This is a genomic window from Sphingobium sp. SJ10-10 (assembly GCF_036038995.2).
In the GTDB taxonomy this organism is placed as follows: Bacteria; Pseudomonadota; Alphaproteobacteria; order Sphingomonadales; family Sphingomonadaceae; genus Sphingobium.
This window is the reverse complement of sequence record NZ_CP158132.1, coordinates 2,400,757-2,425,130: the sequence shown is the minus strand read 5'-3', so window position 1 is coordinate 2,425,130 and position 24,374 is coordinate 2,400,757. Positions and strand designations below refer to the sequence as shown.

Below are 24,374 nucleotides of genomic sequence, written 5' to 3'. Positions count from 1 at the left end.
AGACCGGCGCAATAGGTCTCATTTAAGGCGCCGCTACAGCTGTTCGAACCTACCGGCTGTGCTGGCGGAACCAGTCAGCCATTTCTTCTTCTGACAGTTCGCCGCTCGCGAGTGCGACAAAAGCTACCACCAATTCGGCATCCGTTGCGGCCAGTTCGTATCCGTTGAGCATGAGGAATGTTTCGCTCACCACCGCTGCCGTTCTTTTGTTGCCGTCAACAAAGGGATGGTTCCGCGCAATGCCGAACGCATAGGCTGCCGCCAAATCTGCGGTATCGGGTTCGCCATAGCCAGCAAGGTTCAGCGGACGCGCCATAGCGCTATCAAGCAGGCCTTTGTCGCGTATTCCGTCATCCCCGCCATGCTCTGCCACTTGCTCGGCATGCGCTGCCATGGCGACTGCGACCGTGACCCATATCCAATTCTGCACTGATTTATTTGGCGAGTTCACGGAGCGCGCGCTTGCGCCGAAGCATTACCTCGCGAGCAGCGGCCATCTGGGCTTCAAAATCAGGTGCCGCTGCACTCAACTCGATGCCTCGAGGAGTCGTAACCAGTGAAAGGGTTTCACCCACCTGGACATTGAGGTGCGCCAGAACATCGCGGGGCAGGATGACGCCCGCGCTATTTCCAATTTTGGTAATTTTAAGAGCGCTGTTCATACTGGCGTTATAACGGAAGCAGATATTGAAGACAAGTGGGCCAGGGTGAGCCGAATCCAGTCAGAAGGTCCAGGTGCTTCGTTTATGACGCATGATTTGCCGTTGCACTATTCCAACGGACGCAGGCGCACATTGATGGCCAATTTTACTCGGTGGTAGACGGGTGGTAGACGAGCCGAAAATGAAAAAGGCCGCCGGTTGGCGACTCTTTTAAGTTCTTGTTTTCCTTGGGAAAACTGGAGCGGGCGAAGGGATTCGAACCCTCGACCCCAACCTTGGCAAGGTTGTGCTCTACCCCTGAGCTACGCCCGCTCTGGCGGCCGGAGGAGGTGTCCTCTCGGCGGGTGGGGGGGCAACTAGCAGCGGCTTCCCACCTCGGCAAGGGAGAATCTGCAGGAAGCCATTTTTTTCTCCGCGAAGCCATTTCGTCCCAAATAGCGGAATCATGCATTGCGCCTTGGCGCTGCGTTGCGATATGCTACTGTTCATTCCCTAAATCTCTGACGTACTGACGGATATAATCGCCTCCCATTTCGTATCGCATGGGGATTAGGAGGAGTGCAGCTATGACCGCCGAACCATTGACGCGCCGCAGCCTGCTCCAGGGTAGCGCCGCTGCCGCCGCCGCGATCCCCGCTTTGGGAGAGGCGCAGGCGGCTCCCGCCAGACGCAAGGAAGGAGCGCCGATGACGCCTGTAGGACTGACCGTGAACGGCCGCGAAGTGCATCTTCAACTCGACCCGCGCACGACGCTGCTCGATGCCCTGCGCGAACATTTGCACCTGACCGGCACGAAGAAGGGCTGCGATCATGGGCAATGCGGTGCCTGCACGGTGATTGTCGAGGGGCGGCGGATCAATAGCTGCCTCACCCTCGCCGTGATGCATGAGGGCGATCATGTGACCACCATCGAAGGGATCGGCACGCCGGAAAAGCTCCATCCCATGCAGCGCGCCTTCATCACTCATGACGGCTATCAATGCGGCTATTGCACGCCTGGCCAGATCTGTTCGGCGGTGGCGGTGCTGGAGGAGATCGAGGCGGGCATCCCCAGCCACGCCACGCAAGAGCTCGACCGCGTCGCCTTTTCCGAGAGCGAGGTGCGCGAACGGATGAGCGGCAATATCTGCCGCTGCGCCGCCTATCCCAACATCGTCGCGGCGATTCGCGAAGTCGCGGAGGAGGGGGTAAAGGCATGAGGCCATTCACCTACAGCCGCGCAGCTAGCGTCGAGGAAGCGGCGAAGACCGCCGCCGCGACCCAGGGCGCGCGCTTCATCGCGGGCGGCACCAATCTGCTCGACCTGATGAAGCTCCAGATCGAGACGCCGGCCCATCTGATCGACGTCAATCATCTGGGCCTCGACCGCATCGAGCCGACGGCGGAAGGCGGCCTGCGGATCGGGGCGATGGTCCGCAATACCGATCTCGCCGCCGACAAAGCGGTTCGCCGCGATTATGCGGTGTTGAGCCGCGCTCTGCTGGCGGGCGCGTCCGGGCAACTCCGCAACAAGGCGACGACGGGCGGCAACCTGCTCCAGCGCACCCGCTGCCCTTATTTCTACGACACGCGCATGCCCTGCAACAAGCGCAAGCCGGGCAGCGGTTGCGGCGCGCTAAAGGGCATGAGTCGCAGCCTCGCCATCCTGGGCACCAGCGAAGCCTGCATCGCGCAGCATCCCTCCGACATGGCGGTGGCGCTGCGCCTGCTGGATGCCAGCGTCGACACGGCGAGCGCCGACGGCAGCCGCCGGACGATCCCGATCGCTGATTTCCACCTCTTGCCCGGCGATACGCCGGAGGTGGAAAATGCGCTGAGGCCCGGCGAGCTCATCACTTCGGTCACTTTGCCCAAGCCGCTGGGCGGCACCCATGTCTATCGCAAGGTGCGCGATCGCGCTTCCTATGCGTTCGCTTTGGTGTCGGTCGCGGCGGTGTTCGCGACGGACGGGCATGCGCGTTTCGCCTTCGGCGGTATAGGGACCAAGCCCTGGCGCACCGACTCCGCCGATGCGGCAGCGCCGTCCGGCGCGGCCGCCGTCGCGGAGGCGGCGCTCAGCGGCGCGCGCCCGACCGCGCACAATGCGTTCAAGCAGCAACTGACCGCCCGCACCCTTGCCTCGCTCTACCGTCAGAAGGGGGGCTGAGCCATGAAGTTCGACACGCCAGCCACCATCAACCCGATCGACCGGGGCCGCGTCATCGGCATACCCCATGACCGGATAGACGGCGCCGCGAAGGTCACCGGCACCGCGCCCTATGCCTATGAACGGCATGATGCCGCGCCCAACGCCGCCTATGGCTGGATCGTCGGTTCGGCCATCGCCAAGGGGCGGATCGGCGCCATGGACCTGCGCGCAGCGGAGGCCGCGCCCGGCGTGCTGGGCATCGTCACGCACCAGAATGCGGGGCCGCTCGGCAAAGGTAATATGAACACCGCCCATCTGCTCGGCGGGCCGCAGATCGAACATTATGAGCAGGCGGTGGCGCTGGTGATCGCGGACACGCTGGAAAATGCGCGTGACGCCGCCCAGCTCGTCCGCATCGACTATGCCGTGGAACAGGGCCGGTTCGACCTTGCGGCGGAGCGCATGAACGGCGTCCCGCCCGAAGGCGGCTTCGGCGGGCCTGCCGACACCAGGGCGGGCGATTTCGATGCCGGCTTCGCCAAAGCGGCGGTGAAGATCGACCAGAGCTATACCACCCCCGACCAAAGCCATGCGATGATGGAGCCGCATGCGACCATCGCCGCCTGGAACGGCGACAAGCTCACCCTCTGGACCTCGAACCAGATGATCGCCTGGAGCGTGGGCGAGATGGCGAAGACGCTGAAGATTCCCAAGGAGAATATCCGCTTCGTCTCCCCCTATATCGGTGGCGGCTTCGGCGCGAAGCTGTTCCTGCGGGCGGATGCGTTGCTGGCGGCGCTCGGGGCGCGCATGGTCGGCCGTCCGGTCAAAGTCGCGATCGCCCGGCCGCAAATCCCCAACAACACCACTCATCGTCCCGCCACCATCCAGCGCATCCGCATCGGCGCCGACAAGCATGGCGTGATCGACGCCATCGCGCATGAGGTCTGGTCGGGCGACCTGCCCGGCGGCGGGGCGGAGACGGCGGCGCAGCAGACGCGTCTGCTCTATCGCGGCGCCAACCGGCTGACGACGCATCGCCTGTCGACGCTGGACCTGCCGGAGGGCAACGCCATGCGCGCGCCGGGCGAGGCGGTTGGCCTGCTCGCGCTGGAAGTCGCGATGGACGAGCTGGCCGAGGCCTGCGGCGTCGATCCGGTGGAACTGCGCATCCGCAACGATGTGCAATATGATCCGGAAGCCGGACCGCAGCGTCCCTTTTCCAGCCGCAAGCTAGTCGAGTGTCTGCGCGAAGGCGCGGAACGCTTTGGCTGGAACCGCCGCAATCCCAAGCCGGGGCAGGTGCGCGACGGTCGCTGGCTGGTCGGCATGGGCGTCGCCTCCGCCTTCCGCAACAATCTGGTCATGAAATCGGGGGCGCGCATCGGCGTCGATGCCAGGGGGCATGTCATCGTCGAAACCGACATGACCGATATCGGCACCGGCAGCTACACGATCATCGGCCAGACCGCGGCGGAAATGCTGGGCGTGCCGCTGGAGGCCGTGATCGTGCGTCTGGGCGACAGCCGCTTTCCCGCCTCGGCCGGGTCGGGCGGGCAATGGGGCGCCAACAGCGCCACGGCGGGCGTCTATGCCGCCGCCATGGCCCTGCGCGCGAAGCTGGCGGAAAAGGCGGGCTTCGCGGTGGACCAGGCGCTGTTCGAAGATGGCCTGGTGCGCCTGGGCAACCAGTCCCAGCCGCTCGGCACGCTTGCGGGGCGCGAGGGGCTTTGGGCGGAGGACAGCATCGACTTTGGCGACCTCGCCAAACGTTATGCGCAGGCCACGTTCGGCGCGCATTTCTGCGAGGTCGGCGTCGACATCGACACCGCCGAAGTCCGCGTCCGCCGCATGGGCGGGGCCTTCGCCGCCGGGCGCATCCTCAACCCCAAATCGGCGCGCAGCCAGGTGATCGGCGCGATGACCATGGGGGTCGGCGCGGCGCTGATGGAGGAACTGAGCGTCGACACCCGATTCGGCTTTTTCGTCAATCACGACATGGCCGAATATCTGGTGCCGGTGCATGCCGACATTCCTGATCAGGACGTGCTGTTCGTCGAGGAACTGGACGACAAAAGCTCGCCCATGAAGGCCAAGGGCGTCGGTGAACTGGGCATTTGCGGTGCGGGGGCGGCGGTCGCCAATGCGATCTACAATGCCACGGGCATAAGGCTGCGCGATTATCCGCTGACGATCGACAAGATTCTGGCCGCGTCAATCGGAAAAAGGGTCGCTTGAACTTCTCCGTCGGTGCCCCTAGTCCCCTCCGCAAAAGAGGTGGGAAAGGGCGCCATGAAATATCTTCCGCTGTCACTGGCTTTGGCCGCACTACCGACCGTCGCGGTCGCCGAGACGGAGGCGCCCGATCCGGCCCGCATCGTCGTGACGGGGGAGGGGCTTTCCCTGCCGCCCGGAACGCCGGCCTATGGATCAGTGATCATCGACCGGGATCGGCTGACCAACAGCGCCTCCGGCCGGATCGAAAACGTGCTGGGCGATGTCGCCGGTTTCCAGCAGTTCCGCCGCTCCGACAGCCGTTCGGCCAATCCTTCGGCGCAGGGGGCGACATTGCGCGCTCTGGGCGGCAATGCGTCCAGCCGGACGCTGGTGCTGCTCGACGGCGTGCCCATGGCCGATCCCTTTTTCGGCTATATCCCGTTCAGCGCGCTGGTGCCCGACCGCCTGTCGGTGGTGCGGGTGACGCGGGGTGGCGGGATAGGAGCCTTCGGCGCGGGCGCGGTGGCGGGGACCATCGAACTGGCCAGCGCCACCCGTGACCAGCTCCCGACCTTCGGCGCCAGCGCCTTCTACGGCAGCAGGGACGCGACCGAACTCTCCGCCAGCCTGACCCCGGATCTGGGCAACGGCTATGTTTCGCTGTCGGGCCGTTGGGACCGGGGCGACGGGTTCCAGACCACGCCCAAGGACCAGCGCGTCGCCGCCACCGCGCCCGCCGCCTATGACGGCTGGTCGACCAATTTGCGCGCCGTCGCGCCGCTTTCCGCCACATCGGAAATCCAGTTTCGCGGCACCATCTTCCACGATGAGCGTACCCTGCGCTTCAAGGGCGCGGACAGTATGAGCGAGGGGCAGGACGCCAGCATCCGCTTCATCTCCCGCAGCGCGTGGCAGGTCGATGCGCTGGCCTATATCCAGGCGCGCAACTTCTCCAACATCGTGATCTCGGCCTCCAGCTTCCGCAAGTCGCTCGACCAGCGCAACACGCCCTCGACCGGCATCGGCGGCAAGATCGAGCTGCGCCCGCCGGTCGGTCCCGATCATGTGCTGCGCATCGGCGCCGACACCCGCTTCGCCACCGGCGACATGTTCGAGGACGCCTATAACGCCAATATCGCCGCCAATCCCGTCACCGCCCGGCGCCATGCGGGCGGCGAGCAGATGACCACCGGCCTCTTTGCTGAGGATGACTGGACGCTGGGCCGCCTGGTCCTGACCGGCGGGGTGCGGGCGGATCGCTGGACGATCAGCGACGGCTTCTTCCGCGCCACCGGCACGGGCGCGGCGAACAACAGCTTTGCCAATCGTTCCGACTGGCAGTTCTCCGGAAGGGCGGGTGCGCTTTACCGGATCAGCGATGCCGTCGCCCTACGCGGCGCGGGCTATACCGGCTTTCGGCTGCCGACGCTCAACGAACTGTACCGGCCTTTCGTGGTCAGTTCTGCCACGTCGATGGTGACTACTAATGCCAACCCGGCACTTGAAAGCGAGAAGTTAAAAGGTGTTGAGGCAGGTGTCGATGTAACGCCCGTTTCCGGTGTAAGCCTGTCAGCGACCGCCTTCTATAATCGCCTCGACAACGCCATTGGCAATGTCACCCGGAGTTCAACGGTTGTGGCAGGGCGACAAATCATTGTACGGGAACGCCAGAACATTGATGCCATCATTGCCAAAGGCTTTGAGCTCACGGCATCCGCTCGAGCAGGCGATTTCCTGCTTTCGGCTTCCTACGCCTATAGCCACAGTAGCGTGCATGCGCCGGGCATGGCCTTTGACGGCCTCACCCCCGCGCAAAGCCCGCGTCATGCCGCCAGCGCCACGCTCGCCTGGGAGCCGAAGCAAGGTCCGGCGCTCTCCGCCACGATGCGCTATGTCAGCAAGCAATATGAGGACGATCTCCAGACCGATGTGCTGCCCCACGCGCTGACGGTCGACGCGGTGGCGCGCTTGCCCCTCGGCCATGGCGTGACCCTGGTCGCGCGCGGCGAGAATCTCTTCGACGAGGAGGTGATTACCCGCAACGCCGGAGGGTCCATCGACCTTGGCACGCCCCGGACGCTGTGGATCGGTTTCCGTTTCGCAAGCTGAAGCGCAACCCTCTGAAAAAGCGCGCTGGCTGAGGCCGGGCAAAGCTGTATGAGGGACGCCATGCGCCTTTCATTCCTCTTCGCCCTGCCGTTCCTCGCCGCTTCGCCCGCCCAGGCCTGGGGGCCGATCGGTCACCGGATCGCCGGCGCCATAGCCGACCAGAATCTGAGCGGCGCGGCGCGCGCCCAGGTCCGCCTGCTGCTGGGGACGGAGGATCTGGCGGAGGCGTCGACCTGGCCCGACGACATGCGGTCCGACCCTGCCGAATATTGGCGCAAGACGGCCAGCCCCTGGCATTATGTCACGGTCAAGCAGGGCGATCACTACAGCCCATCCGACGCCCCGAAGGAGGGCGACGCGATGACCGCCCTGACCCGCTTCACCGCAATCCTGCGCGATCCCAAGGCGTCGCTGGACGACCGCCGCCAAGCACTGCGTTTCGTCGTTCACATCATCGGGGATCTGCATCAACCGCTGCATGTCGGCGGCGGCGATGACCGTGGCGGCAATGATGTGAAGGTCACCTTCTTCGGTGCGGCGACCAATCTGCATTCGGTCTGGGATTCGGGCCTGATCGAGCAGCGCGCCCTGTCCTATTCGGAATATGCGAACTGGCTGTCGCGTTCGATCACGCCGCAGCAGATGATCGCCTGGAGCATCTGCGATCCCGATAGTTGGACTCGCGAAAGCATTGCGCTGCGCAAGACCGTCTATCCGGCCGATCCGGCTTTGTCCTGGGACTATGTCTATCAGCATCGCGCCGAGCTGGACGACCGGCTGCGCCGTGCGGGCGTCCGCATCGCCGCCTGCCTGAACGCAATTTTCGATTCCCCGCAACAGCCCTAAGGCCAATCGACATTCAGCCCTGACGGCCTGCAAATGGCGCTTTTCCGTGCTTCCGGTGCTCACGTACTTTTAGTACGCTGCGCTCCGGGTCACGAAAAACCACCATTTTCGGCACGTCATCATCTGAATGTCGATTGGCCTTAGGGCTTGGCTAAGCAGCCCGCGCTAATCCCGATCCCGCAACCGCTCCACGATCGCCCTGGCGGCGCGTGTCACATCATCCCAGGTCACGTCGAACCCGGCATCGTCGCCAAAATAAGGATCGGTGACCCCGCTCCCTTCGCGTCCCGGCACCAGGTCCATCAGCAGCCGCAATTCCGCTGTGCCATCCGAAGGCCGCACCCGCCGCAGGTTCCGCAGATTCTCCGCATCCAGCGCGAAGACATAATCGAACCGCTGGAAATCCACAGCCGTCACCTGCCGCCCGCGATAGCCCGAAATATCGATCCCATGCCGCAGCGCCACCGCCTGCGCCCGGTTATCCGGCGGCGATCCCACATGCCAGTCCCCGGTTCCGGCCGAATCCACCTCGACCGCCAGCCCGGCCCGCTCCGCCTCCGCCCGCAGAGCAGCCTCCGCCAGCGGCGACCGGCAGATATTGCCCAGACAGACGAAGAGGATCGAAGCGCTCATCCCTCTGCCGCCGTGCTCAGCCCCAATTGGGGCACGCCAAGGGAACGCCGCCCGCCGAAATCGGTCCGCGCCACGATCACGCCCAGCTTCTCCATATAGTCGATCAGCCGCCGCACCCGGCCCGGCGAACTGGTGCCATAGGCCCGCGCCAGCGCCACGTCATCCGGACAGGGCAGTCCCTCCATCGCCGCCCGCGCAATCAGCAGGAAGGGCGCCAGCATATCCTCCGGCAGAGGCTCCGCAGCACGCATCGCATCGTCCCAGCGTGGATCGGCGGCGTCGAACATCCCCGCCTGCGCCATGGCAAAACGCTTGCGGAAGGCGGGCAGGTCGAGCGGCGGCGTCCGCAATCCCTTCATCCGGCACCGCACGCCGAAATCCTGATAGAGCGTCGACACGCTCGGCTGCGCTTCGCCCAGATCAGCGACGATTTCCTCCAGCACGGCGATCACCACCGGCTCATTCTGCCCGAAATCCAGTTCCGGCGCGGCAGGCTTGGCCGAAGGCGCGGCGGCCAGCGCCCGCATCAATTCCTCGGCGGGCAGCGGTGGTGGCTCGGCTCGCGGCGGGGGAGAGAGCAGGCTTTCCTCTTCGCCCGCGCTTGCGAACAGCAACTCCTGCAAATCCCCGGTGGTCGCGACCGGCGGCGGCATCAGCTTGTGGGTGCCGCCCCGCGTGCTGGTCTTGACCGATCCGATCTTCACCGCCACCGGCCGCCGGCAGATCGCCGGACCCAAAGCCAGAAATCGCCCGCGCTCCAGATCGCGGATCTGCTCGGCCTGCCGCCGCTCCATGCCCAGCAGGTCAGCCGCGCGCGCCATGTCGATGTCGAGGAAAGTGCGCCCCATCAGGAAGTTCGACGCCTCCGCCGCGACATTCTTGGCGAGCTTGGCCAGCCGCTGCGTCGCGATCACGCCCGCCAGCCCGCGCTTGCGCCCCCGACACATCAGGTTCGTCATCGCCGCCAGCGACAGCCGCCGCGCCTCGTCCGATACGTCGCCCGCCGCCACCGGAGCGAACATCTGCGCCTCATCGACCACCACCAGCGCGGGATACCAGTGATCGCGCGGTGCATCGAACAGGGTCGAGAGGAAAGTCGCGGCGCATTTCATCTGCGCCTCCAGCTCCAGCGATTCGAGACTCAACACCACCGAGGCGCGATGCTCGCGAATCCTTGCCGCCATCTTGACGATCTCGCGCTCATTATAGTCGCCCGCGTCGATCACCACATGGCCATATTCGTCGGCCAGCGTGACGAAATCGCCCTCCGGATCGATCACCACCTGCTGGACCAGCGCGGCGCTTTCCTCCAGCAGCCGACGCAGCAGGTGCGACTTGCCCGACCCCGAATTGCCCTGAACGAGCAGTCGGGTGGCAAGCAATTCCTCGACATCGACCAGAACGGGATTGCCCGATCCGTCATTTCCTATGCTGATGCTGGCGGTCACGGCTTTCCTTTGGCGCATGCCGGGGTATTCGCGCAACCCTGCTGTCAAAACCGGAAGGCAGGAGCACAGCATCTCTCTCGGCAAGGGTGCGGATTCCCTTGACCATCCCATTGTTGCGATGCAGCATCGATCCATCATGGCGACTCTTGCACCCTCTTCCGCGCCTGCGGTCACGCAGAACCCCGATATCCGCTATCTTGGCCGCCTGCTGGGCGACGTCATCCGCGCCTATGGTGGGGAGAAGATCTACAAACAGACCGAATATATCCGCTCCGCCTCAGTCGACCGGGCGCGTGGGTTGCATGGCGCGGATGTGGTCGATACTGGTCTCGACGCGCTTAGCCTGGACGACACCTTGTCCTTCGTGCGCGGTTTCATGCTGTTCTCGATGCTTGCCAATCTGGCCGAGGATCGCCAGGGCGTCGCCGCCGAACCCGGCGCCGATGTCGCCTCCGCCGTGGAGAAGCTCGAATCGCACGGCATCGACCGCGAAGCGATCCTCTACCTGCTTTCCCATGCGCTGATCGTCCCCGTCCTCACCGCCCACCCGACCGAGGTGCGGCGCAAGAGCATGATCGATCATAAGAACCGCATCGCGGACCTGATGCTGCTCAAGGATGGCGGCCGGACGGAAACCGACGAGGGCGAAAATCTCGACGAGGCGATCTTCCGCCAGATCGCGCTGCTCTGGCAGACGCGCCCGCTGCGCCGCGAAAAGCTGTTCGTCGCGGACGAGATCGAAAATGTTCTCGCTTATTTCCGCGACGTCTTCCTGCCGGTGCTGCCCGCCCTCTATGCCCGCTGGGAACGGGTGCTGGGCGCCCGCCCGCAAAGTTTCCTGCGCGTCGGCAACTGGATCGGCGGCGACCGCGACGGCAATCCCTTCGTGCAGGCGCCACAGCTTCGCCTCGCGCTCGCCAAAGGCTGCGAAGCCGCGCTGAGCTTCTATATGGATGCGCTCCACGCCCTGGGCGCGGAACTGTCGCTCTCCACCGAACTGGCCCATGTGTCGCAGGCGGTGCTGGACCTGGCCGACGCCAGCGGCGACATTTCGCCCAGTCGTCAGGACGAGCCCTATCGCCGCGCCATTTCCGGCATCTACGCCCGGCTCGCCGCCACCTACCGGGCGCTGGCGGGCAAAGATCCGTCCCGCCCTTCGACGCTCAAGGGGGAGCCTTATGCCAACCCCGCCGACCTGCGCCGCGATCTGGTAACGGTCGCGCAAGGCCTGGCGAGCGAAGGCAATGGCGCTTTGGCGACGGGAGGCGCGCTCGGCCGCCTGATCCGCGCGGTCGAAACCTTCGGCTTCCACCTCGCTACGCTCGACATGCGGCAGAACAGCGACGTCCACCAGAGCGTCGTGGCCGAATTGCTGAAAGTCGCCGGGGTCGAGGCCGACTATGCCAGCCTCGACGAATATGCCCGCATCGCCCTGCTGCGGCGGGAGCTGGCGAACAACCGGCCGCTCGGCACGGCCTTTTTCGAATATTCGGAACAGACCGCCTCCGAACTCGCGATCGTCCATGCCGCCGCCGAAGCGCACCGCATCTACGGCCCGCAATGCATCACCCATTATATCATCTCCAAGGCGGAGAGCGTTTCCGACCTGCTCGAAGTCAACATCATCCTCAAGGAAGCGGGCCTTTGGCGCGCCGGCACCGATGGCGCGCCGCCGCAGGCCGCGATCATGGCCGTGCCCCTCTTCGAAACCATTGCCGACCTTGAGGCCGCGCCCAAGATCATGGGCGCCTATTTCGGCCTGCCCGAAATCGCGGGGGTGGTGCAGGCACGCGGCCATCAGGAAGTGATGATCGGCTATTCGGACAGCAACAAGGATGGCGGCTACATCACCTCCACCTGGGGGCTGTTCCAGGCGAGCAAGGCGCTGGCTCCGGTCTTTGCCGACGCCAGCACCGCGATGCAGCTTTTCCACGGCCGCGGCGGCGCGGTCGGGCGCGGCGGCGGCTCCTCCTTCGCGGCGATCCAGGCCCAGCCCAAGGGCACGGTGCAGGGCCGCATCCGCATCACCGAACAGGGCGAGGTGATCGCCGCCAAATTCGGCACCCGCGACGTCGCCATGACCAATTTGGAGGCGATGACCAGCGCGACCCTGCTCGCGTCGCTGGAACCCGAAGCGATTTCAGACCGCGACGCCGCCCGCTTCGCCGCGGCCATGGATGAACTGTCGAAAACCGCCTTCGCCGCCTATCGCGGCCTGGTCTACGGGACGGAGGGTTTCAAGGAATTCTTCCGCCAGTTGACGCCGATACAGGAAATCTCCGGCCTCAAAATCGGCTCGCGCCCTGCCAGCCGCACCAAAAGCACCCGGATCGAGGATCTGCGCGCCATCCCCTGGGTGTTCAGTTGGGCGCAGGCCCGCGTGATGCTGCCGGGCTGGTATGGCGTGGGCCATGCGCTCAACGCCTTTGAGGACAAGGCGCTGCTGGCCGACATGGCGCAGCACTGGTCCTTCCTGCAATCCGCGCTTGCCAATCTGGAGATGGTGCTGGCCAAGTCCGACCTCGGCATCGCCGCCCATTATCTGCCGCTGGTCGAGGATCAGGCACGGGGGACCGAGATTTTCGACCGCATCCACGAAGGCTGGGACATGACCCATGACGGCCTGCTCGCCGCCACCGGCCAGTCGCGCCTGCTGGAGAAGAATCCGAAGCTGGACACGTCGATCCGCCTGCGCCTGCCCTATATCGAGCCGTTGAACCTGCTTCAGGTCGAACTGATGAAGCGCCACCGCAGCGGCGAAGACGACCCGCGCATCAAGGAAGGCATCGAACTGTCGATCAACGCGATTGCGACGGCTCTGAGGAACAGCGGCTGATAGGGGTGGGAAGCGGACTTTCGGTTTCCGTTCGCCCTGAGCTTGTCGAAGGGTCTTGCTGAGCGAAGGCGAAGCATGGGAGCCTCGCTCCGCTCGGCTGAGGGCTTCGACTTGCCGAAGGCAAGTTTATCCTGAGCGCCTGCCTTGGCAGGCAGACGAAGGGCTCAGCCCGAACGGATATCACGCGTCAGCTTTTGGCCAAACCCTGTCCCACCTACCCAATTTCCCATCCTGCAGCCTCTGATCCACGTCAGATCCAATCCGCCCACCCAAATCCCAGCCATTCACAACCAATTCAAACAGCCCGCGTTATGCATGGGATGGATGCAGGATTAAGGAGAAAGGCGATGGCCTGGACCGGACAGAGGTTCCTCGCCGCAATCGGCCTTGCCGGCGCGCTGGCCTTGGGCGGCTGCGCTTATGACGATGGCTATTATGGCGGCGTGAGTGTCGGCAGCGGCTATTATGGCGGCGGCTATTATGATGATGCCTGGGGGCCGGGCTATTATCGCCCCGGCTATTATAGCGGCTGGTATGACGGCTATTACTATCCCGGCAGCGGCTATTATGTGTACAACCGCAGCGGCCAGCGCCAACGCTGGAACGACGGTCAGCGCCGCTATTGGGAAGGCCGCCGTGAAACCCGCCGCGAAGAGGGCAGGCGCGGCGACTGGAACGATGGCGCGCCGCGCCGGAGCTGGCGGGAGCGTTCCGGTGGCGACGGCAATCGGTGGAACGGAAATTGGAGGAATGCCCGTCAGGGCAATCCCTCCGCGGGCGCTCCGGCGCCGCAGCCAGGAAGGGGGCAAGGGGATATGACGACATCACGACCCGAACGCAATTGGGGCGATGCGCCGCGCGCGCGCTCCGATGGCGGTGCGCGATCCGATGGCGGCGGCAGGTCGCGGCGTGACGGCTGGCGAGGCCGGCGCGACTGATGCGGGTTCGGTACAGCGCGGCCCTATGCCTGCTCCTGCTCGCGGCCTGCGACGGCCGGGAGGAGAGCGCGATCGACAATCTGGCTAATGGCGCGAACGCGGCGCAGGTCGAAAATACTGTCCGGGCGGAGGCGCAGGCGGCGCTGGAGCCGCTCAATCCGCCCGCGCCCGGCACGCCCGGCGGCCTGCCGGTCGACCCCCAGCCCGTGGTGGAGGAAGATTCGATCGACCCCAAGGGCGCGCAGGGCGCCGCCCAGGTCGTGCAGGGCTATTATGGCCTGCTGGAGGAAAAGCGCTATGACGACGCGCAGGATCTCTGGAACGACAACAGCGCTATCGGCGCCGAGGATGATGTGCGTTTCGCCGCCCGCTTCCGCGGGTTCAGCGAGGTTCACGCCCATGTCGGCGCACCGGGGCAGATGGAGGGCGCGGCGGGATCGCTGTTCGTGACCGTGCCGGTGCAGGTCTATGGCCGCATCGCGGCGAACGGCAAGCCCTGGTATCGGCTGCGTCAGGTGACGCTGCGCCGGGCCAATGACGTGCCCGGCTCCAGCGAGGCGGACCGCCGCTGGCATATCGAAAGCATCGGTCCCTATGAACCGCCTGCGCAGGAGGCGGCGGAGACGGGCAATGCCATCTCCGCCACTGACGGACTTCTCAGGAAACCGTAGCCTTCACGATCTTGCCGGGGGTCTTGGGCGGCTCACCCTTGGGCAGGGCGTCGACATGTTCCATGCCGGACGTGACTTCGCCCCAGACGGTGTACTGGCCATCAAGGAAGGTGGCGTCGTCGAAGCAGATGAAGAACTGGCTGTTGGCGCTGTTCGGGTTCATCGCGCGGGCCATGGAGCAGACGCCGCGGACATGCGGTTCACGGCTGAATTCGGCCTTGATGTCGGGCAGCTTGGAACCGCCCATGCCGGTGCCGGTCGGGTCGCCGCCCTGCGCCATGAAGCCGGGGATGACGCGGTGGAACACGACGCCGTCATAAAAGCCTTCCTTGGCCAGCGTGGTAATGCGCTCGACATGGCCGGGGGCAAGGTCGGCGCGCAGCTTGATGACGACGTCGCCGCCGCTGTCGAGGCTAAGGGTCAGGGTATCGTCAGCCATGAAAAATCCTCTCTTGGGGGAAAATGGGAATGATCGACCATATAAAGCGTTAAGGCCGGGATGGAAGCGTCTTGGGGCATTGCAATTATGACGAGCATCGGCAAAAGCGGGCGAATGTTACAGGAACCGGACAGTAGGGGACGCGATGAGCGAACGAGCCGATACGGCCGAACCCCGGCCGGACGAATTGGGCGATATTGCCGCTGAGCAGGCCGAATCCCGCCATGACGAGGATGATCGGCTGAAGGGTCAATTCGTCTCCGCCGTGCTCGACGCGGTGGAGGAGGATGATCGCGACCGCGCGCGCGAACTGGTCTCGCCGCTGCACCCCGCCGACATTGCCGACCTTCTCGAACTCACCCCGTCCGAACGGCGCGGGGCGGTGGCGGCGGCGCTGGGCGATCTGGTCGGCGCGGAGGTTCTTTCCGAACTCAACGACTATGTCCGGGAGGATATTCTCGACGCGCTGCTGCCCGAGCAGGTGGCGGAGTTCGCCGCCGAACTCGACACTGACGATGCCGTCGCCATCATCGAGGATATGGAGGAGGCCGACCAGCAGGCCGTCCTCGAAGCGATGGAACCGGAAGACCGCGCCGCGATCGAAAGCGCGCTGTCCTATCCGGAGGAATCCGCCGGCCGCCTGATGCAGCGCGACCTGGTCGCGGTGCCGGAGCATATGACGGTCGGGCAGGTGATCGACTATCTGCGCGACAATCGCGACCTGACGTCGGATTTCTGGGAAATCTTCGTCGTCGACGAAGCGCATAAGCCGATCGGCACCTGCCAGTTGAGCTGGGTGCTGACCTGCCCGCGCAGCGTCGCCATGGCCGACCTGATGAAGCGCGAACAGACGCTGATCCCGGTCGACATGGACCAGGAGGAAGTCGCGCTGCGCTTCCAGAAATATGCGCTGATCTCCGCCGCTGTGGTGGACGCCAGCGGGCGGCTGGTCGGCATGATCACGGTCGACGACATCGTCCACATCATCTCCGAGGAAGCGGGCGAGGACATACTCCGCCTGTCGGGCGCGGGCGAGGGCGACATCAACCAGCCGATTCTGGAAACCGTGCGCACGCGTTTGTCCTGGCTGGTGGTCAATCTGGGCACCGCCATTCTCGCGGCATCGGTGGTCGGGCTGTTCCAGGCGACCATCTCCAAATATGTCGTGCTCGCCGTGCTGATGCCGATCGTGTCGGGCATGGGCGGCAATGCGGGGACGCAGACCATGGCTGTGGCGGTGCGCGCGCTCGCCACCAATCAGCTCACCAGTTCCAACACCATCCGCCAGATCGTCCGCGAATTCCGCATCGCCAGCGCCAACGGCATGGCGCTGGGCATATTGATCGGCGTTGCGGTGGGGTTGATCTACGGCAATCATGATCTGGGCATCGTCATTGCGCTGGCCATGCTCATCAACAATCTGGTGGCGGGTTTGTCGGGCATATTGATCCCGGTCGCGCTGGATCGGGTGAATGTCGATCCCGCCGTGTCATCCGCCGTGTTCGTGACGACGATGACGGACGTGATGGGTTTCTTCTCCTTCCTCGGCCTCGCCACGGTCTGGGGCTTGTAACGGGCCTTGACCGCCGCCGGTCAGCGCCCATCTTCGCTCCATGCCGCTCCACCTCACCAAGATCGCCTTTCAGAGCGAAAGCCCCGCCACGCTCCGCGCCTGGCTGGAAAGCCATGCGGAGGAAGCGCGCCTGACCACGCGCTATCTGCCCAAGCGGCTGGAGGAATTGGCAGGCGGCTCGCTCTACTGGATTCACGGGCATCAGCTTGTGGGCCGCAGTCCGATCTTGGGCTTTCAGGAAACCGGGCAGGGCCGCTATTGGATCAGGCTCGAACCGCGCCTGATCCCGGTCCGCGCGCAGCCCAAGCGCGCCCATCAGGGCTGGCGTTATCTAGAGGGCAAGGACGCGCCGCCCGATCTGGGTGCGGGCGAGGCCGATGATCTGGATGCGATGCCGACCAGGTTGCTGGGGGAGCTGTCGCGGTTGGGATTGCTGTAAGGTCTTGGTTGCCGTGTTCCTGCGAAGGCAGGAACCCAGTCCCGCCGTCTGAACTGGGCTCCTGCCTTCGCAAGAGCATGCTGGTCATCAGACGAGCATCTTCACCCGCTCTCCAATCTCTCGCAACTCCTTCACGAAGCGCGCTCGTTCCTCCATTTTGCGCGTTTCATCCGGCACTCGCGGCAGATAGCTGGAGCCTCGGGCGCCGCTCTCCAAAGCGATCGGCGTACCGCCGTAGCGCCCAGGGACTCTCCTCGCGCAGATGGCCCTACTCATCCGCTTCCGCGCGCTGCAATTCGGCCGGTTTGCGCTTCGCGAACAGCGCCGCCAGCTTCTGCTCCTCCTCGGCGGTCAGCTCCCCAGCCGCGTCGGGAAACATCTCCTTCTCTTCCTCATCGATATGGTGAAGATAGCGCTGCTTGAGCTGGGCGAAGACGCCGTTCCACTCCTCGCCATTGAAGGAAAGGCTGGCTAGTTCCTCCAGATAATCGTCGATTTCCTTATGCTCGGAAACGCTGTGCTGGGCATCTTCGCGCAGATCGGGCCGCGCCAGCATGGTGGCGTAGAGCGTCTCTTCCTCCGCCGCCGCATGGGCCGTCACTTCCACCTTGAACTGTTCGAACAGCTTTTCCAGCCGGTCGGGCTGGTCCTTCGCATCGGCCATCTTGTCGAATATCTGGCGATGCGCGTCATGATCCTGTTTCAATCGGTCGAAAATGCTGGCGTCGGCCATGGACATGCTCCTTCTCGTCAGGAAGGAACAACGATGGATCGCGGCTTTGGGTTCAGCCGAAAAGGGCGCGAAAGATGATCGCGACGGGAATCCAGAGCAGCCCGCCGATAACGCTGGCGGACCAGAGCTGCACCAGGTCGCGGCGGAAGCGCACCGCCAAGCCATGCGTGGACAGACCGCTCCGGTCGAGCATTTCCCAGCGCCGTTCCAGCCCCCGCGCCGCGACGGCGAAGCCGCCGATCGCGATGATGATGCCCAGATGCAACAGCAGCGATCCGCCCATCTTGGCGACGATGAAAATCTGAAGCACGCAGAAAACGACCAGGGCGGCGGCCAGATGGGTGCTCATCCGCCGGGAATGACCCGTGCGGCGGGTTGCGCCATCGTTCCACTTCGTCGCCAAAAAACCGACCCCTTCCTTGCGTCGGACAAGGAAAACATGAACGCCCGCATCGATCAACGGCAAAATGCGGGCGACTCACGGAAAAAGCTCATATTGGGTGGTGGGCGGCGCGACGTTCAGGTGCAGCCGAACGGCCTAATCGCGCCAGCTCGAATCGATGCGGTCGATCCGGCGGACCATCGCCTCGAAATCGGGAACGCCGGGGCCGGCGGGCAATTGCACGCCGCTCAGGTCGCGCTGATGCACGGCGACGACCTCGGGCGGAATCTCCATCGGGGTTCCCGCCGCGCCGGTCGCCACCTGAATCTCGCAGGCGCGCTGGAGCATCCACTGGGTCAGAAAGGCTTCCGGCAGCGACTTCGCCATGACCAGCGTGCCGTGATTGCGCAGCATCATGATGCGGCGGGCGCCCAGATGGGCGATCAGCCGCTCGCCCTCTTCGGGACGGATCGTGACGCCTTCGAAGTCATGATAGGCGATTCGGCCGGTGAAGGCCGCGGCGTAGAAATTGGTGGGGGTTAGCCCCTCGCGTGTGGCGCTCACCGCCATGCCGGCGGTGGTGTGGGTGTGGATGATGCAATGGGCGTCGGGCAGATGGCGATGGAAGATGCTGTGCTGGGTGAAGCCGGCGCGATTGACCGGATAGGGGCTGCCGTCCAGCACATGGCCGTCAATGTCGATCTTGACGAGGCTGGACGCGGTCACTTCGCTGTAGAGCAGGCCGAAGGGGTTAATCAGAAAGGCGTTTTTCTCTTCCGGCACGCGCAGGGTGATGTGGTTGTAGATCAGCTCCGACCAGCCCAGATGATCGAAAATGCGGTAACAGGCGGCAAGTTGCTGGCGGGCGGCCCATTCCGATGCTGACATGTCGGGGCGTTTGGCGGCGGTTGCCATGGCGATCCTCCTTGCTATTTTATGGTGCCGACTATCCCCCTTGCGCCGGGCTGTGTCGAGAGGGGCGGCTTTTGGGTTGAATTTGCGCGACTCTGCTGGTAGGGCGCGCCCCACACGGCGCAGGGTGACCTGCGGCGACTCACCGCTATTTCATTCGGGTGGCCCGTCGGGAAGGGTTATTTCCTGGCGATCCGTCCGTTTTCGACTGGAGTTTGACTGGCTTATGCAAATCATCGTTCGCGACAACAATGTCGACCAGGCCCTGCGCGCGCTCAAGAAGAAGCTGCAGCGTGAGGGCGTGTATCGCGAGATGAAGCTGCGCCGTCACTATGAGAAGCCCTCGGAAAAGCGCGCCCGCGAAAAGGCAGCGGCCGTTCGCCGCGCCCGCAAGCTGGAGCGCAAGCGCGCCGAGCGCGACGGCGTCCGTTAAGGACTGCCGTTTCCGGGACGGTCGCCTGATCGTCCCTTTCTCCTGCTGAAAACGTCACCCGCATCAATCCGCGAGGCATAGCGCATGTCCACCACGGCCGTTCCCCTTCGTCCTATCGCCAAGGGGTCGCTGACGCGTCTCTGGATCGGTGTCGCCGCGGTCGCGCTGGCTGCCGGTGGTTTGGCCTGGGCCGGGCAGCAGGGCGTGAAGCCCTCGCCCACCAGCTTCCTGGTGCATAATGGCGGCGAAGAGGGCGTGGTGACGACCGAATCGGGCCTGCAGTACAAGGTGCTGGAGGAAGGCGCCGGTCCCAGCCCGACCGCCGCCGACGTGGCGCTGGTGGGCTATAAGGGCACGCTGCTCGATGGCACGGTGTTCGACGAGAATCCGCAGACCGCGATGCCGGTCGACGGCGTGGTTCCCGGCTTCTCCGAAGGCCTGCAGAAGATGAAGAAGGGCGGCAAGTACCGCCTGTGGATTCCGCCGCAGCTTGGCTATGGCGAGCAGGCGGCAGGTCCGATCCCGGCCAATTCGGTGCTGGTGTTCGACGTCCAACTGCATGATTTCAAGTCCAAGGCGGACATCATGCGGATGCAGCAGATGATGCAGCAGCAGGGCGCGATGCCGCAGGGCATGCCGGGCCATTGAGTTCGGCATAGTTGGAAAAGCCAAAAGGGTCGGGATTTCCCGGCCCTTTTTTCTTGGAATGTCTCCTGTTCGGTGTGACTCGTGCTCCTGCGCAGGCAGGAACCCAGTTCTGCCGCCCGATCCGACACTTGTTTCGTTCGGGGGTCTTCGCAGCAGTACGCGGTTCTCAACGGCTATCCCGGAACAGGAACCGCACTCCTCTCAGCCCTCGGCGCCCATGATCAGCAAGATCGGCTGCTCTAGGCCTTTGTTTTGCCGCGTTTTCCGAGTCAGCAGATGATTTTATCTGCTTAGAAAACGCTCTAGCAGAACGAGCAGCGCCATTCGCTGGGGCCGGATTCCTCGATGCGGTTTTCGTCCCGCTTAACCCAAGCCCCTATCCGAAAAGCTTATTTCGGCGGAGTAACGCTCGCCGGGCGCAGGCTGTTCCCCGCGCGTCCGCCGCGGAAGGCATGCAGCCAGCTCAGCGGGTTCCAGGACGAATCGCCATCCAGGGAAAAGGTGATGAACTCCGCCCGGCCGCCAATGGCTTCCCACGGCACCGGTCCGCCCAGCCCATTTTCCTCCAGCGGCGCGCGGCTGTCGGCGCTGTTGTCGCGATTGTCGCCCATCAGGAAAACATGATTCGCCGGGACGCGCACCGGCCCATACCAGTCGAGCGTGCTCGGCCCCATGTCGATGGTGACATAGGTCTTGCCATTGGGCAGCACTTCCTGGCGCACCGGCAGTTCGCACCAGCCTTTGCCGTTCACGTCCGTCACCAGCGCGCCGGGGAATTGCGTGGGCGGGCAGGGAGCATTGCCGTCCACCGGAATGCGGATCGGTTTCAGCACCTTCTGCGGCACCGGCACGCCGTTCAGCACGACCTGGCCGCTGCGCACCTCCACTATATCGCCCGGCAGGCCGATGACCCGCTTGATATAATCCTCCCGCTTGTTCTGCGGCGAGACGATGACGATGTCGCCGCGTTCCGGCATGCGCCCGAAAATCCGCCCTTTCAGGAACGGCAGCGGGTGGAAGCTGGGCGAGACATAGGACCAGCCATAGGGAAATTTGCTCACCACCAGCCGGTCGCCCTTCAGCAGCACCGGCATCATCGATTCGCTGGGAATGTAGAAGGGCTTGGCGACGAGACTGTGGAAAGCCAGGACAGCCAGGATCAGCAGGGTGATGCTCTTGACCTCCTGCCACCAGTCGACCGAGGTCTTTTCCGGTTCGGATGCCGGGGCCGGCTGTTCGGAGGGGGCAGGGTCGTTCTGGGTCATGTCGGCTGCCGTCATGGGAGGATTTCCGGCTGGAGAGGCGCTGCGCTTATAACGGCAGAACTTCGATGATCACAAAGGCTTGTGCCCATGGATGATCGTCGGTTAGCGTCAAGTGAACGACCGGGCGATGTCCCGCCGGAACCAGCGAATCCAGCCGGGCGAGCGCCCCGCCGGTCAGGTGCAGCGTCGGCGCGCCGCTGGGGCCGTTGACGACGCCGATATCCTTCATGAACACGCCCTTCCTGAAGCCGGTGCCGACGGCCTTGGAAAAGGCTTCCTTGGCGGCGAAGCGCTTGGCGAGCGTGCCCGCCTTGGTGAAGGGGCGGCGATTGGCCTTGGCCCGCTCGACATCGGTGAACACGCGATTCTCGAACCGCTCCCCGAAGCGATCGAGCGAATTCTGGATTCGCTCGATATTGCAGAGGTCGGAGCCCAGGCCGATGATCAACGGGCCAGATCCATCTGGCGGCGCATTTCGCGGATGCTGCTCTCCAGCCCGCTGAAGATCGCCTCACCAATCAGGAAATGGCCGATATTGAGTTCTGCGACCTGCGGAATGGCGGCGATCGGCCCGACATTGTCGAAGGTCAGGCCATGGCCCGCATGCGGTTCTATGCCGTTTTTGGCAGCCAGTGCCGCCGCATCGGCCAGCCGGCGGAGTTCCTCGGCTCGTTCCGAGCCCTCCAGATGCGCATAGCGCCCCGTGTGCAGCTCAACCACCGGCGCGCCGAGGCGAATCGCCGCCTCGATCTGCGCCGCATCCGGCTCGATGAACAGGCTGACGCGGACGCCCGCCTGACCCAGCGCGCCGACGATCGGCCGCAACGCTTCGATCTGCCCTGCGGCGTCAAGGCCGCCCTCGGTCGTCCGCTCCTCCCGCTTTTCCGGCACGATGCAGGCGGCGTGCGGCCGATGCTTGAGCGCGATGCCCAGCATCTCCTGCGTCGCCGCCATTTCCAGATTGAGCGGCACGGTCAGCGCCGCCATCAGCGTGGCAATATCCTCATCGCGGATATGCCGCCGATCCTCGCGCAGATGAGCGGTGATGCCGTCGGCGCCCGCCTTGGCCGCCAGCAGCGCGGCCTTGACCGGGTCGGGATGCGCCCCCCCCCGCGCGTTGCGGATGGTCGCCACATGATCGATGTTGACGCCCAGGCGCAAAGGGGAAGGGGAGTGGGGCATGAGACTCTATTGCTTCCGGCTGCCGGGCTTGATCGCCGGGATCGCCGCCAGCTCGGGCGGGATCTGGTCGGCATCGTAGACCGGGAAGTTGATGCTGACGAGCGGGTAGAAGGGCACGCCCAATTCCACCTCGCCGGCCGATCGGTCGACCAGCGCGGCTTCGGCCAGGACGATGCCCCCTTCGGCCTCGACCGCTTCGATCGCCTGGCGCGAAGAGAGGCCCGTAGTCACCACATCCTCGACCATCAGCACCTTTTGCCCCGGCGTGATCGCGAAACCGCGACGCAGTTCGAATGTGCCTTCGGGCCGTTCGAGGAACACGGCATCCTTGTCGAGCGCGCGGCCGATTTCATGACCGATGATGAGGCCGCCCATGGCGGGCGAAACCACCAGGTCGATTTCCTGCCGCAGCTCGCGCGGCAATTTCTGCACGGTCGCGCGCGCCAGCCGGCCCGCGCGCTCCGCGTTCATCAGTACGCGCGCGCATTGGAGGTAATTGGCGCTGCGGCGGCCCGAGGACAGAATGAAATGCCCCTCCAGCAACGCGCCCGCAGCCCTGAATTCCGCTAATACTTCCTCGTCGGTCATCCGTGTCTTCGATCCATTCGCCCATGCCGTCCGCTGGCTTGCAAGACGGCATGCCTTCCCTGTCACAAGTCACCCCGTGATCGCGCCCCTGTGCGCGGGAAGCGAGATAGGCTCACCAACTAGGCGTTGCAACAGCGAAGAAAATCTGGTTGGGGAACCTTGAGGCGTAAAAAAAGATGCTTATAAGCCGCGGCAGACCGAAACGGGCGGGGGGACGTGCATGCGTGTGTCTTCGTTGCAGCGGCGCCAAGGGGTTACGGGGTAAGAAGACGCTATGAAAAAGGTGAAATCGCTCGTTCTTGCCGGGTTGTTGGCCTTCGCGCCCACGCTCGCGATGAACGGTCCGGTGCTGGCCCAGGAGAATGCCGCGGTCGCGGCTCCAGCCACCGGGAATGAGGCTGCTGCCGCCGATTCGGCCAGCAATGCCGCGGCGCCCGCCGCAGACGCTGCTCCCGCCGCCAAGGTGGCCGCCCCGCCGCGCATGAAGCCCACGCTGGGCATTGGCATGCCGATGCCGGGCGAAATCACCCTTCAGAAGCAGTTCTCGCCAACCGGCCACACAGCGCGCTGGCTGCATGACGTGCTGCTGCTGCCGATCATCACCATCATCTCGGTCTTCGTGCTGATCCTGATGCTCTATGTGATGGTCCGTTTCCGCCGCAGCGCCAATCCGACGCCTTCCAAAACCTCGCACAATACGGTGATCGAGGTGATCTGGACGGTGGTGCCGGTGGTGATCCTGCTGGCGATCGCGGTGCCCTCGATCGGCCTGCTCGCGGACCAGTACAAGCCCGCGCCCAAGGATGCGCTGACCGTCAAGGTCACCGGCTATCAATGGTATTGGGGCTATGAATATCCCGACAATGCCATTCCGGAATTCGTGTCCAACCTGCTGCCCAGGGATAAGGCGGAGGCGAATGGCGAGCCCTATCTGCTGGCGCCGGACAATCGCCTGGTCCTGCCGGTCGGCCGCCCGATCAAGCTGATCATCACCGGCGCCGACGTGATCCACAGCTTCGCGGTTCCCTCGCTCTGGGTGAAGATGGACGCGGTGCCGGGCCGCCTCAACGAGAAGAGCTTCACCATCGAGAAGCCGGGCGTCTATTACGGCCAGTGTTCGGAGCTTTGCGGCGCGCGCCACGGCTTCATGCCGATCGCGATCGAGGCGCTGGAACCCGCGCAGTTCGACCAGTGGCTGCTTTCGCAGGGCGGCAAGCTTCAGGGCGCTGCCGCAGCGACCACGGCCGAGGCTCCCGCGCCCGCCGCCCCCGCCAAGCTTTGATGTAAGGGCA

General features: G+C 64.6%; 26 protein-coding genes and 1 tRNA gene. 13 read left to right on the top strand and 14 right to left on the bottom strand.

Translation table 11 applies throughout. The features are described 5' to 3' along the window. Positions 1–49: 49 nt before the first annotated feature. The 3 genes from VVT58_RS11755 to VVT58_RS11745 form a co-directional block, all read right to left on the bottom strand. A complete protein-coding gene (locus VVT58_RS11755; RefSeq protein WP_327753146.1) occupies positions 50–430 on the bottom strand; it encodes a type II toxin-antitoxin system death-on-curing family toxin in 381 nt (126 codons plus the stop codon). A gap of 4 nt (positions 431–434) precedes the next feature. Continuing rightward, the gene (locus VVT58_RS11750; protein ID WP_084466085.1) at positions 435–662 is read right to left on the bottom strand and encodes an AbrB/MazE/SpoVT family DNA-binding domain-containing protein; all 228 of its coding nucleotides are present in this window, start codon (positions 660–662) and stop codon (positions 435–437) included. 237 nt (positions 663–899) lie between these two features. Beyond that, positions 900–974: transfer RNA gene (locus tag VVT58_RS11745), tRNA-Gly, on the bottom strand. Positions 975–1,228: 254 nt separating this feature from the next. On the opposite strand from VVT58_RS11745, the gene paoA reads away from it, so the two are divergent. From paoA to VVT58_RS11720, 5 genes are read left to right on the top strand one after another with little or no spacing between them, the layout of a single operon-like run. Beyond that, entirely contained in the window at positions 1,229–1,861 is a 633-nt protein-coding gene (paoA, locus tag VVT58_RS11740) for an aldehyde dehydrogenase iron-sulfur subunit PaoA (protein ID WP_327753137.1), read from the top strand. Then, a complete protein-coding gene (locus tag VVT58_RS11735; RefSeq protein WP_327753136.1) occupies positions 1,858–2,808 on the top strand; it encodes an FAD binding domain-containing protein in 951 nt (316 codons plus the stop codon). The genes paoA and VVT58_RS11735 overlap by 4 nt, the downstream gene beginning before the upstream one ends. A gap of 3 nt (positions 2,809–2,811) precedes the next feature. Next, entirely contained in the window at positions 2,812–5,028 is a 2,217-nt protein-coding gene (gene paoC / locus VVT58_RS11730) for an aldehyde oxidoreductase molybdenum-binding subunit PaoC (protein ID WP_327753135.1), read from the top strand. 54 nt (positions 5,029–5,082) lie between these two features. After that, the gene (locus VVT58_RS11725; protein WP_327753134.1) at positions 5,083–7,116 is read left to right on the top strand and encodes a TonB-dependent receptor domain-containing protein; all 2,034 of its coding nucleotides are present in this window, start codon (positions 5,083–5,085) and stop codon (positions 7,114–7,116) included. Between the two features lie 60 nt (positions 7,117–7,176). After that, positions 7,177–7,962 (top strand): S1/P1 nuclease, encoded by a 786-nt coding sequence (locus VVT58_RS11720; protein WP_351999979.1) that lies wholly within the window; start codon positions 7,177–7,179, stop codon positions 7,960–7,962. A gap of 165 nt (positions 7,963–8,127) precedes the next feature. Here the strand turns inward: VVT58_RS11720 and VVT58_RS11715 are convergent, their stop codons facing one another. Beyond that, on the bottom strand, positions 8,128–8,595 hold the full coding sequence (locus tag VVT58_RS11715; protein WP_066553957.1) for a low molecular weight protein-tyrosine-phosphatase: 468 nt from the start codon (positions 8,593–8,595) through the stop codon (positions 8,128–8,130). Next, positions 8,592–10,043, bottom strand: a complete 1,452-nt coding sequence (locus tag VVT58_RS11710; protein ID WP_066553960.1) for an ATP-binding protein — start codon at positions 10,041–10,043, stop codon at positions 8,592–8,594. The genes VVT58_RS11715 and VVT58_RS11710 overlap by 4 nt, the downstream gene beginning before the upstream one ends. A 136-nt stretch (positions 10,044–10,179) precedes the next feature. Here VVT58_RS11710 and ppc point away from each other — a divergent pair, with 136 nt between their 5' ends. The 3 genes from ppc to VVT58_RS11695 all read left to right on the top strand — a co-directional run bounded on the left by ppc (position 10,180) and on the right by VVT58_RS11695 (position 14,488). Continuing rightward, positions 10,180–12,879, top strand: coding sequence for a phosphoenolpyruvate carboxylase (ppc, locus tag VVT58_RS11705; RefSeq protein ID WP_327753131.1), 2,700 nt, complete (start codon positions 10,180–10,182; stop codon positions 12,877–12,879). A gap of 347 nt (positions 12,880–13,226) precedes the next feature. Beyond that, on the top strand, positions 13,227–13,817 hold the full coding sequence (locus VVT58_RS11700) for a hypothetical protein (protein WP_327753129.1): 591 nt from the start codon (positions 13,227–13,229) through the stop codon (positions 13,815–13,817). Then, the gene (locus VVT58_RS11695) at positions 13,817–14,488 is read left to right on the top strand and encodes a hypothetical protein (RefSeq protein ID WP_327753127.1); all 672 of its coding nucleotides are present in this window, start codon (positions 13,817–13,819) and stop codon (positions 14,486–14,488) included. The genes VVT58_RS11700 and VVT58_RS11695 overlap by 1 nt, the downstream gene beginning before the upstream one ends. Here the strand turns inward: VVT58_RS11695 and VVT58_RS11690 are convergent. Next, positions 14,475–14,927, bottom strand: coding sequence for a peptidylprolyl isomerase (locus VVT58_RS11690; protein ID WP_327753125.1), 453 nt, complete (start codon positions 14,925–14,927; stop codon positions 14,475–14,477). The genes VVT58_RS11695 and VVT58_RS11690 overlap by 14 nt on opposite strands. A 145-nt stretch (positions 14,928–15,072) precedes the next feature. Between VVT58_RS11690 and mgtE the strand changes: the two genes are divergently transcribed. Together mgtE and VVT58_RS11680 are read left to right on the top strand one after the other, a co-directional pair. Continuing rightward, complete coding sequence (gene mgtE / locus VVT58_RS11685; protein WP_087576330.1) at positions 15,073–16,500, top strand: magnesium transporter; 1,428 nt, start codon at positions 15,073–15,075, stop codon at positions 16,498–16,500. A gap of 40 nt (positions 16,501–16,540) precedes the next feature. After that, a complete protein-coding gene (locus VVT58_RS11680; RefSeq protein ID WP_066553972.1) occupies positions 16,541–16,939 on the top strand; it encodes a DUF1489 family protein in 399 nt (132 codons plus the stop codon). A gap of 87 nt (positions 16,940–17,026) precedes the next feature. On the opposite strand, the gene VVT58_RS11675 is transcribed toward VVT58_RS11680, so the two are convergent. The 4 genes from VVT58_RS11675 to VVT58_RS11660 form a co-directional block, all read right to left on the bottom strand. Continuing rightward, positions 17,027–17,215, bottom strand: coding sequence for a hypothetical protein (locus VVT58_RS11675; protein ID WP_327753122.1), 189 nt, complete (start codon positions 17,213–17,215; stop codon positions 17,027–17,029). Next, the gene (locus tag VVT58_RS11670) at positions 17,208–17,672 is read right to left on the bottom strand and encodes a hemerythrin domain-containing protein (RefSeq protein ID WP_327753120.1); all 465 of its coding nucleotides are present in this window, start codon (positions 17,670–17,672) and stop codon (positions 17,208–17,210) included. Before VVT58_RS11670 ends, VVT58_RS11675 begins: the two co-directional genes overlap by 8 nt. A gap of 52 nt (positions 17,673–17,724) precedes the next feature. Next, positions 17,725–18,021: a hypothetical protein gene (locus tag VVT58_RS11665; protein WP_405053740.1), complete on the bottom strand. Its 297-nt coding sequence runs from the start codon at positions 18,019–18,021 to the stop codon at positions 17,725–17,727. A gap of 189 nt (positions 18,022–18,210) precedes the next feature. Next, entirely contained in the window at positions 18,211–18,969 is a 759-nt protein-coding gene (locus tag VVT58_RS11660; protein WP_087575580.1) for a class II aldolase/adducin family protein, read from the bottom strand. Between the two features lie 223 nt (positions 18,970–19,192). Between VVT58_RS11660 and rpsU the strand changes: the two genes are divergently transcribed. Both rpsU and VVT58_RS11650 read left to right on the top strand, forming a co-directional pair. Next, positions 19,193–19,399 carry a 30S ribosomal protein S21 gene (gene rpsU, locus VVT58_RS11655; protein WP_004208618.1) on the top strand — a complete coding sequence of 69 codons (207 nt, stop codon included), beginning with the start codon at positions 19,193–19,195 and terminating at the stop codon, positions 19,397–19,399. An 84-nt stretch (positions 19,400–19,483) separates the two neighbouring features. Beyond that, a complete protein-coding gene (locus VVT58_RS11650) occupies positions 19,484–20,047 on the top strand; it encodes an FKBP-type peptidyl-prolyl cis-trans isomerase (protein ID WP_087575581.1) in 564 nt (187 codons plus the stop codon). Between the two features lie 389 nt (positions 20,048–20,436). Here the strand turns inward: VVT58_RS11650 and lepB are convergent, their stop codons facing one another. Genes lepB through pyrE form a run of 4 tightly spaced genes read right to left on the bottom strand, consistent with a single transcriptional unit; the run spans position 20,437 to position 23,082 of the window. Further along, positions 20,437–21,327 (bottom strand): signal peptidase I, encoded by an 891-nt coding sequence (gene lepB, locus VVT58_RS11645; protein ID WP_087575582.1) that lies wholly within the window; start codon positions 21,325–21,327, stop codon positions 20,437–20,439. 31 nt (positions 21,328–21,358) lie between these two features. Further along, on the bottom strand, positions 21,359–21,760 hold the full coding sequence (gene acpS / locus VVT58_RS11640; protein ID WP_066553988.1) for a holo-ACP synthase: 402 nt from the start codon (positions 21,758–21,760) through the stop codon (positions 21,359–21,361). Then, a complete protein-coding gene (locus VVT58_RS11635; RefSeq protein WP_066553990.1) occupies positions 21,757–22,494 on the bottom strand; it encodes a pyridoxine 5'-phosphate synthase in 738 nt (245 codons plus the stop codon). Before VVT58_RS11635 ends, acpS begins: the two co-directional genes overlap by 4 nt. A gap of 6 nt (positions 22,495–22,500) precedes the next feature. After that, positions 22,501–23,082 carry an orotate phosphoribosyltransferase gene (gene pyrE / locus VVT58_RS11630; protein WP_087575583.1) on the bottom strand — a complete coding sequence of 194 codons (582 nt, stop codon included), beginning with the start codon at positions 23,080–23,082 and terminating at the stop codon, positions 22,501–22,503. A gap of 274 nt (positions 23,083–23,356) precedes the next feature. Here pyrE and coxB point away from each other — a divergent pair, with 274 nt between their 5' ends. Further along, entirely contained in the window at positions 23,357–24,364 is a 1,008-nt protein-coding gene (gene coxB, locus VVT58_RS11625) for a cytochrome c oxidase subunit II (RefSeq protein ID WP_087575584.1), read from the top strand. The last annotated feature ends 10 nt before the right edge of the window (positions 24,365–24,374 follow it).

What these genes read in the sequence shown, in the direction of transcription:
- VVT58_RS11750 (WP_084466085.1), bottom strand. Translation starts at nt 662, where the DNA reads ATGAACAGCGCTCTTAAAATTACCAAAATTGGAAATAGCGCGGGCGTC.
- paoA (WP_327753137.1), top strand. Translation starts at nt 1,229, where the DNA reads ATGACCGCCGAACCATTGACGCGCCGCAGCCTGCTCCAGGGTAGCGCC.
- VVT58_RS11735 (WP_327753136.1), top strand. Translation starts at nt 1,858, where the DNA reads ATGAGGCCATTCACCTACAGCCGCGCAGCTAGCGTCGAGGAAGCGGCG.
- paoC (WP_327753135.1), top strand. Translation starts at nt 2,812, where the DNA reads ATGAAGTTCGACACGCCAGCCACCATCAACCCGATCGACCGGGGCCGC.
- VVT58_RS11725 (WP_327753134.1), top strand. Translation starts at nt 5,083, where the DNA reads ATGAAATATCTTCCGCTGTCACTGGCTTTGGCCGCACTACCGACCGTC.
- VVT58_RS11720 (WP_351999979.1), top strand. Translation starts at nt 7,177, where the DNA reads ATGCGCCTTTCATTCCTCTTCGCCCTGCCGTTCCTCGCCGCTTCGCCC.
- VVT58_RS11715 (WP_066553957.1), bottom strand. Translation starts at nt 8,595, where the DNA reads ATGAGCGCTTCGATCCTCTTCGTCTGTCTGGGCAATATCTGCCGGTCG.
- ppc (WP_327753131.1), top strand. Translation starts at nt 10,180, where the DNA reads ATGGCGACTCTTGCACCCTCTTCCGCGCCTGCGGTCACGCAGAACCCC.
- VVT58_RS11700 (WP_327753129.1), top strand. Translation starts at nt 13,227, where the DNA reads ATGGCCTGGACCGGACAGAGGTTCCTCGCCGCAATCGGCCTTGCCGGC.
- VVT58_RS11695 (WP_327753127.1), top strand. Translation starts at nt 13,817, where the DNA reads ATGCGGGTTCGGTACAGCGCGGCCCTATGCCTGCTCCTGCTCGCGGCC.
- VVT58_RS11690 (WP_327753125.1), bottom strand. Translation starts at nt 14,927, where the DNA reads ATGGCTGACGATACCCTGACCCTTAGCCTCGACAGCGGCGGCGACGTC.
- mgtE (WP_087576330.1), top strand. Translation starts at nt 15,073, where the DNA reads ATGAGCGAACGAGCCGATACGGCCGAACCCCGGCCGGACGAATTGGGC.
- VVT58_RS11680 (WP_066553972.1), top strand. Translation starts at nt 16,541, where the DNA reads ATGCCGCTCCACCTCACCAAGATCGCCTTTCAGAGCGAAAGCCCCGCC.
- VVT58_RS11675 (WP_327753122.1), bottom strand. Translation starts at nt 17,215, where the DNA reads ATGAGTAGGGCCATCTGCGCGAGGAGAGTCCCTGGGCGCTACGGCGGT.
- VVT58_RS11670 (WP_327753120.1), bottom strand. Translation starts at nt 17,672, where the DNA reads ATGGCCGACGCCAGCATTTTCGACCGATTGAAACAGGATCATGACGCG.
- VVT58_RS11665 (WP_405053740.1), bottom strand. Translation starts at nt 18,021, where the DNA reads ATGAGCACCCATCTGGCCGCCGCCCTGGTCGTTTTCTGCGTGCTTCAG.
- VVT58_RS11660 (WP_087575580.1), bottom strand. Translation starts at nt 18,969, where the DNA reads ATGGCAACCGCCGCCAAACGCCCCGACATGTCAGCATCGGAATGGGCC.
- rpsU (WP_004208618.1), top strand. Translation starts at nt 19,193, where the DNA reads ATGCAAATCATCGTTCGCGACAACAATGTCGACCAGGCCCTGCGCGCG.
- VVT58_RS11650 (WP_087575581.1), top strand. Translation starts at nt 19,484, where the DNA reads ATGTCCACCACGGCCGTTCCCCTTCGTCCTATCGCCAAGGGGTCGCTG.
- lepB (WP_087575582.1), bottom strand. Translation starts at nt 21,327, where the DNA reads ATGACGGCAGCCGACATGACCCAGAACGACCCTGCCCCCTCCGAACAG.
- VVT58_RS11635 (WP_066553990.1), bottom strand. Translation starts at nt 22,494, where the DNA reads ATGCCCCACTCCCCTTCCCCTTTGCGCCTGGGCGTCAACATCGATCAT.
- pyrE (WP_087575583.1), bottom strand. Translation starts at nt 23,082, where the DNA reads ATGACCGACGAGGAAGTATTAGCGGAATTCAGGGCTGCGGGCGCGTTG.
- coxB (WP_087575584.1), top strand. Translation starts at nt 23,357, where the DNA reads ATGAAAAAGGTGAAATCGCTCGTTCTTGCCGGGTTGTTGGCCTTCGCG.